General features: G+C 64.1%; 10 protein-coding genes. 5 read left to right on the top strand and 5 right to left on the bottom strand.

Going from position 1 to position 8,818, the window contains the following annotated elements:
• The first annotated feature begins 167 nt into the window (after positions 1-167).
• Positions 168-626, top strand: a complete 459-nt coding sequence (locus tag SINAR_RS0128875; protein WP_028002317.1) for an Rrf2 family transcriptional regulator — start codon at positions 168-170, stop codon at positions 624-626.
• The gene (locus SINAR_RS0128880) at positions 616-1,536 is read left to right on the top strand and encodes an NAD(P)/FAD-dependent oxidoreductase (protein ID WP_050577566.1); all 921 of its coding nucleotides are present in this window, start codon (positions 616-618) and stop codon (positions 1,534-1,536) included. Before SINAR_RS0128875 ends, SINAR_RS0128880 begins: the two co-directional genes overlap by 11 nt.
• Before the next feature lie 4 nt (positions 1,537-1,540).
• Here SINAR_RS0128880 and SINAR_RS0128885 read toward each other — a convergent pair whose 3' ends face one another.
• The 5 genes from SINAR_RS0128885 to ubiE all read right to left on the bottom strand — a co-directional run bounded on the left by SINAR_RS0128885 (position 1,541) and on the right by ubiE (position 6,298).
• A complete protein-coding gene (locus SINAR_RS0128885; protein WP_028002319.1) occupies positions 1,541-2,146 on the bottom strand; it encodes an ankyrin repeat domain-containing protein in 606 nt (201 codons plus the stop codon).
• Positions 2,147-2,250: 104 nt separating this feature from the next.
• Positions 2,251-3,030 carry an SDR family oxidoreductase gene (locus tag SINAR_RS0128890; RefSeq protein ID WP_028002320.1) on the bottom strand — a complete coding sequence of 260 codons (780 nt, stop codon included), beginning with the start codon at positions 3,028-3,030 and terminating at the stop codon, positions 2,251-2,253.
• Positions 3,031-3,086: 56 nt separating this feature from the next.
• On the bottom strand, positions 3,087-3,611 hold the full coding sequence (locus SINAR_RS0128895; protein WP_028002321.1) for a GNAT family N-acetyltransferase: 525 nt from the start codon (positions 3,609-3,611) through the stop codon (positions 3,087-3,089).
• 331 nt (positions 3,612-3,942) lie between these two features.
• Positions 3,943-5,517 carry a 2-polyprenylphenol 6-hydroxylase gene (ubiB, locus tag SINAR_RS0128900; protein WP_028002322.1) on the bottom strand — a complete coding sequence of 525 codons (1,575 nt, stop codon included), beginning with the start codon at positions 5,515-5,517 and terminating at the stop codon, positions 3,943-3,945.
• 4 nt (positions 5,518-5,521) lie between these two features.
• On the bottom strand, positions 5,522-6,298 hold the full coding sequence (gene ubiE, locus SINAR_RS0128905) for a bifunctional demethylmenaquinone methyltransferase/2-methoxy-6-polyprenyl-1,4-benzoquinol methylase UbiE (RefSeq protein WP_028002323.1): 777 nt from the start codon (positions 6,296-6,298) through the stop codon (positions 5,522-5,524).
• Positions 6,299-6,480: 182 nt separating this feature from the next.
• Between ubiE and mutM the strand changes: the two genes are divergently transcribed.
• The 3 genes from mutM to rpsT all read left to right on the top strand — a co-directional run bounded on the left by mutM (position 6,481) and on the right by rpsT (position 8,665).
• Complete coding sequence (mutM, locus tag SINAR_RS0128910; RefSeq protein WP_028002324.1) at positions 6,481-7,377, top strand: bifunctional DNA-formamidopyrimidine glycosylase/DNA-(apurinic or apyrimidinic site) lyase; 897 nt, start codon at positions 6,481-6,483, stop codon at positions 7,375-7,377.
• Positions 7,378-7,433: 56 nt separating this feature from the next.
• Positions 7,434-8,207: an enoyl-CoA hydratase gene (locus SINAR_RS0128915; RefSeq protein WP_028002325.1), complete on the top strand. Its 774-nt coding sequence runs from the start codon at positions 7,434-7,436 to the stop codon at positions 8,205-8,207.
• 191 nt (positions 8,208-8,398) lie between these two features.
• The gene (gene rpsT, locus SINAR_RS0128920) at positions 8,399-8,665 is read left to right on the top strand and encodes a 30S ribosomal protein S20 (RefSeq protein WP_028002326.1); all 267 of its coding nucleotides are present in this window, start codon (positions 8,399-8,401) and stop codon (positions 8,663-8,665) included.
• Positions 8,666-8,818 lie beyond the last annotated feature (153 nt).

The following is an 8,818-nucleotide window of genomic DNA, read 5'->3' on the forward strand; positions in this document are numbered from 1 at the left end:
CTATCGCATCTCACTGATGTTGTTGTGTAATTTCCGCTTCTTGTGGCGCAGTGCTGCAAGAGACGCGCTCGCTGATGGCGCTTTCTTGCAATTGCGCGCCTGATTTCGAGTGCAGGCTCGAATTTCGAAGCTTGACTCTGCAGGTTTCATGTAACATGTTGAGTTACATGAAACGCGACAGCCGACTTTCCATTACCCTGCATGCGTTACTCCACATGGCAGAGCGCGAAACCGTCACCTCTGAGGAACTGGCAGCCTGCCTGTCCACCAACCCCGTCGTGGTCCGACGCACGATGGCGGGCCTGCGCGAAGCGGGTCTCGTCCGCTCCGAAAAGGGGCATGGCGGAGGCTGGTCGCTCGCGCGCGATCTCGCGGCGGTCAGCCTCGCGGATGTCCATGCCGCACTCGGAGAGCCTGCGTTCTTCGCGATCGGAAACCGTACCGAGTCTCCGGGCTGCCTGGTGGAACAGGCGGTCAACGCCGCAATGGACGGCGCGCTCCGTGATGCCGAGGCCCTTCTTGTCCGACGGCTGGAAGGAATAAGCCTGGCGGATCTTTCGCACGATTTTCAGCAACGAACGGCGATCCGCCGCCAGCAGATGAAGGAGCAGAACCATGTCGGTTGATATGGCGCCGGTTAATGTGGCGCCGGTTGATGTGGCGATCGTGGGTGGAAGCTATGCGGGGCTGTCGGCGGCACTGCAGCTGGCGAGGGCGAGGCGCTCCGTCGTCGTGGTCGATGCGGGCGTGCGCAGGAATCGCTTTGCCGAATCGTCGCATGGGTTCCTCAGCCGGGACGGCGAGGCTCCGGGGGCGATCGCGGCGCACGGGCGCGAACAGCTGCTGGCCTATCCCAATGTGCGCTTCGTCGAAGGGACGGCCGAAACGGCGGGCCGCGACGGCGCGAATCTGGTCGTCTCGCTGCAGGGCGAAAACATAGCCGCGCGGCGGCTGATCCTGGCAACGGGCGTGGTCGATGAACTGCCGTCGATACCGGGCCTTGAGGAACGCTGGGGCCGCACCGTTTTCCATTGCCCCTATTGCCATGGCTATGAGCTCGGGCAGGGCCGCATAGGCGTCCTCGCGACCGGACAAAACAGCTTTCACCAGGCCATGATGCTGCCGGACTGGGGCCCGACCACCTTATTCGCCAATGAAGTATTCGAGCCCGATGCCGCTCAGGCGGCCATGCTGAATGCACGCGGTGTGGAGATCGAAAGCGAAAGGGTCGTCGCTGTTGACGGGGCAAAGGCGAGCGTGGTTCTGAATGGCGGCCGGACCGTTTCCCTGGAAGGGCTGTTCGTTGCGTCGCGCACCCGCATGGCAAGCGACCTGCCTGCAGCGCTCGGCTGCGCATTCGAGGAAGGTCCGCTCGGGCCCTATATCCAGACGAATGAGGCAAAGGAGACGAGCGTCGAGGGCGTCTATGCCTGCGGCGACGCGGCGCGGGGCGCGGGCTCCGTTTCGCATGCCGTCGGCGACGGCGTCACGGCAGCCGTGGCCGCACATAAGTCATTGATTTTCGACGTGCATTGAGCCTTCATTCCGCCGCTTGATGAGCGCCGGCGGCGACGAGAAGGCGCTCAATCCGGCTGAACCCTCGCCTTTTTGCATGGGCGAGGGGCGTAACGCCGTCGCCGTCTGCCAGATCGACATCGGCACCGGCCTCGATCAGCAGCCTGACGATCTCCGTATGGCTGTCACCTCCGTTGCCCAGGATGATCGCCTCGAGCAGGGCCGTCCAGCCGAGGCGGTTGACGTGGTCGACGGCAACGCCGGCGTCGATCAGCATCTTCACCGTTTCGACATTGCCGCGCTCGGCGGCGGGGATGAGGGCCGTGCCGCCGTAGCGGTTGGTGCTCTTGAGGTCGGCGCCATGCGCGAGCGTCATTTTCAATATCGCGAGATGGCCGCGCGCGCCGGCATAGAGATAAGGGCTGTCTTCGATGCGGTCCTTGGCGTTGACGTCGGCGCCGGCCGCGATGAGGACTCTTGCGGCCTCTATATTGTTCTCATGGGTGGCGACGAGCAGTGCCGTCGCGCCTGTTTCGTCGCGGGCATCGACATTCGCGCCGCGGTTCAGGAGGGCGCCGATTTCGGCGACGTCGTCCAGCCGGGCGGCGGCGACGAGTTCTTTGTCCAGCATGGCGGCCTTCGCGATCCCTGACAGGCTGAAAAGAACGACGACAACGGTGACGGCGCAGCGCCGCAAGCCGTGCACTGTCGATCTCTGAAGCGAGATGAACATGGTCAGAGCATCGAGCGGCTGAGCCCGCCGTCGACGGGCAGCGCGATCCCGGTGATATAGGAGGCCTGACGGCTTGCGAGAAAGGCTGCGGCAGCGCCAAACTCGGCAGGCGTCCCGTAGCGCCCGATCGGGATCTCCATCTGACTGCGCTGAGCGACGGTTTCGATGCTCACGCCCTCGCTCTCCGCATCCATTCGGTCGAAGCTCAGCGTCCGGTCCGTCGCAAGACGGCCGGGCAGGAGCATGTTGACGGTCACACCGTCGGCCGCGACCTCGCCGGCGAGCGTTTTCATCCAGCCGGCAAGCGCGCTGCGCAGCGCATTGGACGCGGCCAGGCCGGAGATCGGCTCGCGGATGCTGGTGGAGGCGACGGCGACGATGCGGCCGTAGCGGCGCTCGCGCATGGGCGGCAGCAGGCGGTGGGCGATGCGCATGCCGGAAAGCACCATCGCCTCGAACTGCCCCCGCCAGAAGCCGGGATCGACGTCGGCGGCATTCGTCGGCGGCGGACCGCCGCCGTTCAGCACCAGGATGTCGATCTGGCCGAATATAGAGGTGAGCCGGTCGAGGAATGGATCGATCGCGTCGGGCTTTGTCAGGTCGAGCGAAAAGCCTGCTGCATCCCGGCCGATTTCCGCTGCGGCCCTGCCCGCGGCCTCTTCGTTGCGTCCGGTCAACGCGACCGCAACACTCTCGGCCGCGAGCGCTTCGGCGATACCCCGCCCGAGTCCCTTGCTGCCGCCCAGGACGAGGGCCTTTCTGCCGTTGATGCCGAGATCCATGGCTGCTTTCTCCTGCTTCGATTGCAGATCCGTTGGAGCGCGCCTCGGCGGCCGGGTCAAGGGGTAAGGTTCTGCCTTTGCGGCCGCAGGCGCGCCATGACGAACACATCAGCGAGCACACCATCGCGCAAGGCATAGGACTTCAGGACGCCCTCAGTGACGAAACCTGCTTGCCGGTAAAGGGAGACCGCCGCCTCGTTGTCGGTAAAGACTGTAAGTTCGATGCGGCAGATACCTAGCCAACGGTCTGCCGCCTCGACGAGCGCCGTGAGCAGAGCCTTTCCGATTCCCCGCCGCCGGTATTCGTCATGGACCGACATGCCCAGATCGGCCGCATGTTGCCGCCGTCCGTTGTGACGGTGCAGGCCCGCAAGCCCGACGATCTGCCCCTCAAGCTCCGCCACGATGATCGTGTCGTTTTCCGTGAGGTTCTCGAGCCACTTCCTCGTCCGCTCCGGCGGGGCGAAAGGCTGCCGCAGCGTTCCGGCGCGGACACCGGGCAGGTCCCGCAAGGCGGCAACCGCCTCCCAGTCGGAGATGGATGCGGCGCGAATAGAAACTTGGGGTGAGGCTGCGTTCATCGTTTCCTCTCGTTCGGGGTCGCCCGAGGAAACAGAGCCGAACCCTGCTCGCCTCGGCAGGGTTGCTGGGAGACAGACCGCTTAACGCAACCGGTCGCCTGCACACCCTGAGGTCTGCATGGCCACCACCATCACGAGCGAAAACCGACCGTCCATGGGCGAATGCTATTCCAGGAGACGCAAAATCGGAAGAGGTTTTCCGGGCTCGCTGCGCTCGATTCATCCCGCTGCTGCGCCCTCTCCCCGCCCGCGGGAGAGGGGTGGTTCTCAGATCCAACCCGGGTCAGATCCGACAGAGGCATTCTCTTGAGCTGCTCGCCCTCACAGCTTCTTACGCAAGCTGCCAGGCGATATAGACGAGCGTGGACGCGATCACCCACAGCGCGATACGGCCCGAACGCGTATGGCGCGCCTCCGCCCTGCCGATCGCCTGGGCGGTCTCCGGGTCGAAGCGCAGGCCGTTCTCGCTCATCGCCATGATTTCCGTCGAGAAGCGTTCGGTCCTGGCCGCGATCTCCGGCAGCGCTTCGGCCACGCGGAGCGCCGCATGGAGGCCGTCGCGCAGATCGGCGGCGATGCGTTTGGGCCCCAGATTGTCCCTTATCCACTTGCCGACCACCGGTTCGGACGCCTTCCACATGTTGAAGCGCGGATTGAGCGTTCGGGCGACACCCTCGACGACGACCATCGTCTTCTGCAGCATCACCAGTTCGGGTCGCGTCTGCATGTCGAAGAGTTCGGTGACTTCGAACAGCAGCGTCAGCAGCTTTGCCATCGAGATCGTCTCGGCCGGCTGGCCGTGGATCGGCTCGCCGATGGCGCGGATTGCCTGGGCGAAGCTTGCGGCGTCATGATGGGAGGGGACGTAACCGGCCTCGAAATGCACGTCCGCGACGCGCTGATAGTCGCGCATGATGAAGCCGTAGAGAATCTCGGCCAGGAAGCGGCGTTCCTTGCGGCCAAGGCGTCCGACGATCCCCATGTCGACGGCGACGATATGGCCGGTCTCGTCGACGAAGAGGTTGCCCTGATGCATGTCCGCATGGAAGAAGCCGTCCCGAAGCGTGTGGCGCAGAAAGGACTGGATGAGCGTTTCGGCAAGCCGGTTCAGGTCGTGGCCGGCACGCTTCAGGCCTTCGACGTCCGACATTTTGATACCGTCGATCCATTCCATCGTCACGACGTCGCGGCCGGTGCGCTCCCAGTCGACCTTGGGCACCCGAAAACCGGAATCGTCCTTGGTGTTCTCGCCGAGTTCGGAGAGCGCGGCGGCTTCGAGCCTCAGGTCCATTTCGACCTTCGTGGTCTGCTCGAGCGTCTTCGTCACTTCGACGGGCCTCAGGCGGCGCGTATAGGGCAGGAACCGCTCCTGCATGCGCGAAACCAAGTACATGGCCTCTATGTCGGCGGCGAAACGCTGGCGCACGCCCGGGCGGATGACCTTGACGGCCACCCTTTCGCGTTTGCCGTCGCGCATGACCACGGCGGGATGCACCTGGGCGATCGACGCGGCTGCCATCGGTTCGGAAAATTCGAGAAAGAGCTCATCGACGGGGCGCCCGAGTGACGCCTCGATCGCGGCCCTGGACTCGCTCTCGGGAAAGGTCGCCATTCGGTCCTGCAGCAGCGAGAGATCGGCGGCAAGCTCGGCGCCGACCACATCGGGACGCGTCGCGAGAAACTGGCCGATCTTGACATAGGAGGGGCCGAGGCGTTCCACCGCACGGGCGAGGCGACCGCTGCGCGCACCGAACCGGGCCTCGCGGCGGGCGAGCAGGCCGGCGAGCTTCTGCACGAATCGTGCGAGCGGGGGCAGGTGCTCGGAGGGAACCGCCGCAAACGCATTCTCGCGCGCGAGCACCCAGCCGATCCGTATGAGACGGAAATATGCTCCTGGCGTGCTCATGCGCTCAGATTTTCCAGCCGGAATGCAGCGCTGCGATGCCGCCGGTATAATTGGTGAAGGAGACACGGGCGAAGCCGGCGTCGCGGATCATGGCGGCGAAATCACGCTGGTTCGGAAACTTGCGGATCGATTCGACCAGATATTGGTAGGGCGCATCGTCGCCGGTGATGAGCTTTCCGAATTTAGGGATCGCATTGAACGACCAGGCATCGTAGAACCGGTCGAGCAACGGCATCTCGACTTCGGAGAACTCGAGCACGAGCAGCCGGCCGCCGCGCTTCAGCACGCGATAGGCCTCGCGCAGGGCAACCTCGATGCGTGGAACGTTGCGGATGCCGAAGGCGATCGTATAGGCGTCGAAGGAATTCGCCGGAAAGGGCAGGTCTTCGGCATTAGCCTCGACGAAGTCGAGATTGGCGTCGATCCCCTTCTTTCGAGCGCGCTCGGCGCCGACTGCAAGCATCGATCCGTTGATGTCGAGCACGGTCGCATGGGCCTTGCGCCCGGAGCGCTCGACAATGCGGAAGGCGATATCGCCGGTGCCGCCAGCAACATCGAGAACCCGGTAGCCCTCGCGGCTCGGCGGGTTGAGCGCCGCGATCATCGCATCCTTCCACACGCGGTGCAGTCCGGCCGACATCACGTCGTTCATGATGTCATAGCGCTTGGCGACCTTGTGGAAGACGTCGTTGACGAGCGGCTGCTTCTCGCCCGTGCCGACTTCGCGAAAACCGAATGAGGTCTCCATTCCGCCACTTGCCGATACGCGCTCATCCGCCATACGAAAACTCCACTTCAACGAAATTTGCCGGCACCATAGCGAAATCGCCCCGTGCACGCTATCTGAGCGACAGGCGACCGGCTGCCGCATGGAGCGGGATATAGGCTATCGACGTCGCCATGGGAATGGCGTGCCGCTCACGCGGGCGGGTGGGATGAATAAAGGATGAAGGAACACGGCCGATGCCGGAACTGCCCGAGGTGGAAACGGTCAAACGCGGACTGGCGCCGACGATGGAGGGAGCGCTTCTGGTGCGGGCCGAGTTGCGCCGTCCGGATCTGCGCTTTCCCTTCCCGGAAAATTTCGCGGAGGCAGTCGCGGGTCGTCGCATCGTCGCTCTTTCCCGTCGCGCCAAATATCTGATGATCGAGCTTGAGGGCGGCGCCGTCATCATCGCGCATCTCGGCATGTCCGGCTCCTTTCGGATCGAGAAGGGCCCGATCGAGGCCGGCGCCGATGCCGCCGCCTTCCACCATCCGCGCGGCAAGGATGAGAAGCATGACCATGTCGTCTTCCATCTCGATGGCCGCTCCGGGCCGGCAAGGGTGATCTATAACGATCCGCGCCGCTTCGGCTTCATGGACCTGGCGCAGCGCGCCGCGCTCGCCGACCATGTTTTTCTCCGCGGCCTCGGCGAGGAGCCGACCGGCAATGCTCTCGATGCCGCCTATCTCGCCGGCCGCTTCGCCGGCAAGGTGCAGCCGCTGAAAGCCGCTCTTCTCGACCAGAGGACGATCGCCGGACTCGGCAATATCTATGTTTGCGAAGCGCTTTGGCGCTCGGGCCTGTCACCGAAGAGGGCGGCGGGCACGCTCGTCGACAAGCGAGGCCGCCCGAAACAGGCGCTGTTCCATCTGACGGAGGCGATCCGCGCGGTGATTGCCGATGCAATCGCCGCCGGCGGCTCGTCGCTCAAAGACCACATTCAGGCGGACGGCAGTCTCGGCTATTTCCAGCACAGCTTCTCCGTCTATGACAGGGAAGGTGAGGCTTGCCGCACGCCCGGCTGCCGCGGTACGGTCGCCCGCATCGTTCAGGCGGGACGTTCGACTTTTTATTGTCCGCACTGCCAGAAATAGGGCGGCATGGCACATTCCGCTCTTGAAGCTTCCGAGAATGCGTGAAGGAGACGGGAATGAATTACGAGACGTTGCTGGTCGAAACCCAGGGCCGGGTGGGCCTGATCACGCTCAACCGGCCGCAGGCGCTCAATGCACTGAATGCTGTGCTGATGCGCGAACTCGATGCCGCGTTGATGGCCTTCGACGCCGACAAGGGCGTCGGCGCCATCGTGCTTACGGGCTCCGAGAGGGCCTTCGCCGCCGGCGCCGATATAAAGGAGATGCAGGCGCTCGATTTCGTCGACGGTTACCTCGCCGACTTCCTCGGCGGCTGGGAGCATGTGGCGAACGCGCGCAAGCCGATGATCGCCGCCGTTTCCGGCTTCGCACTCGGCGGCGGCTGTGAACTCGCCATGATGTGCGACTTCATCATCGCCTCCGAGACGGCGAAGTTCGGTCAGCCTGAGATCACGCTCGGCGTCATTCCGGGTATGGGCGGGTCGCAGCGCCTGATCCGTGCCGTCGGCAAGGCGAAGGCGATGGACCTCATCCTCACCGGCCGCATGATGGACGCGGCCGAGGCCGAGCGCTGCGGGCTCGTTTCGCGCGTCGTGGCTCCGGACCAGCTCCTGCAGGAGGCGCTTGGCGCCGCCGGGAAGATTGCATCCTTCTCGCTGCCCGCGGCGATGATGGCCAAGGAGGCGGTCAACCGCTCGCTGGAGATGACGCTCGCCGAGGGCTTGCGTTTCGAGCGGCGGCTCTTCCAATCGCTTTTCGCGACGGAAGACCAGAAAGAGGGCATGGCCGCCTTCGTCGCCAAGCGCAAAGCCGAGTTCAAACACAGGTGAGCCATGGGCCGGACGCGGTTTTATCAAATTGCGCGTTGACGTGCGGGCGGTTTCCCTTTATACGCCGCCCTCAGTTTGGAACGCACTCGTTCGAGGCTTTCCGATAATGCTCCCTAATTGCTTGTATGACAGGTCGCAGTGACCCGGCACGGCGAGGCGGAGTCCATGTCAGTTTTCGAAGAGAGGCATCAATGGCCAATACAACTTCGGCGAAAAAGGCGACCCGCAAGATCGCACGCCGTACAGCAGTGAACAAGGCCCGTCGTTCGCGCATCCGGAGCTTCGTCCGCAAGGTCGAAGAGGCGATCGCTTCCGGCGATCAGGCGCTCGCAGCCGAAGCGCTCAAGGCGGCACAGCCGGAGCTGATGCGTGCGGCCTCCAAAGGCGTAATGCATTCCAACACGGCATCGCGTAAGGTTTCGCGCCTGGCGCAGCGCGTGAAGAGCCTTTCCGCCTAACCCGGCTAAGAAAAAAACTGTTGATGAAACGCCCGGTCCTTGCGCCGGGCTTTTCGGATTCATAATGCCGGTGGCGCCGTGCGCGATTCGCGCTGCCACGCCCATGTCAATCCCGTGACATATTTTTCCTTTTATTTTCAGATGTTTGCGGGA

The sequence above is a fragment of the Sinorhizobium arboris LMG 14919 genome, assembly GCF_000427465.1.
Taxonomy (GTDB): Bacteria; Pseudomonadota; Alphaproteobacteria; order Rhizobiales; family Rhizobiaceae; genus Sinorhizobium; species Sinorhizobium arboris.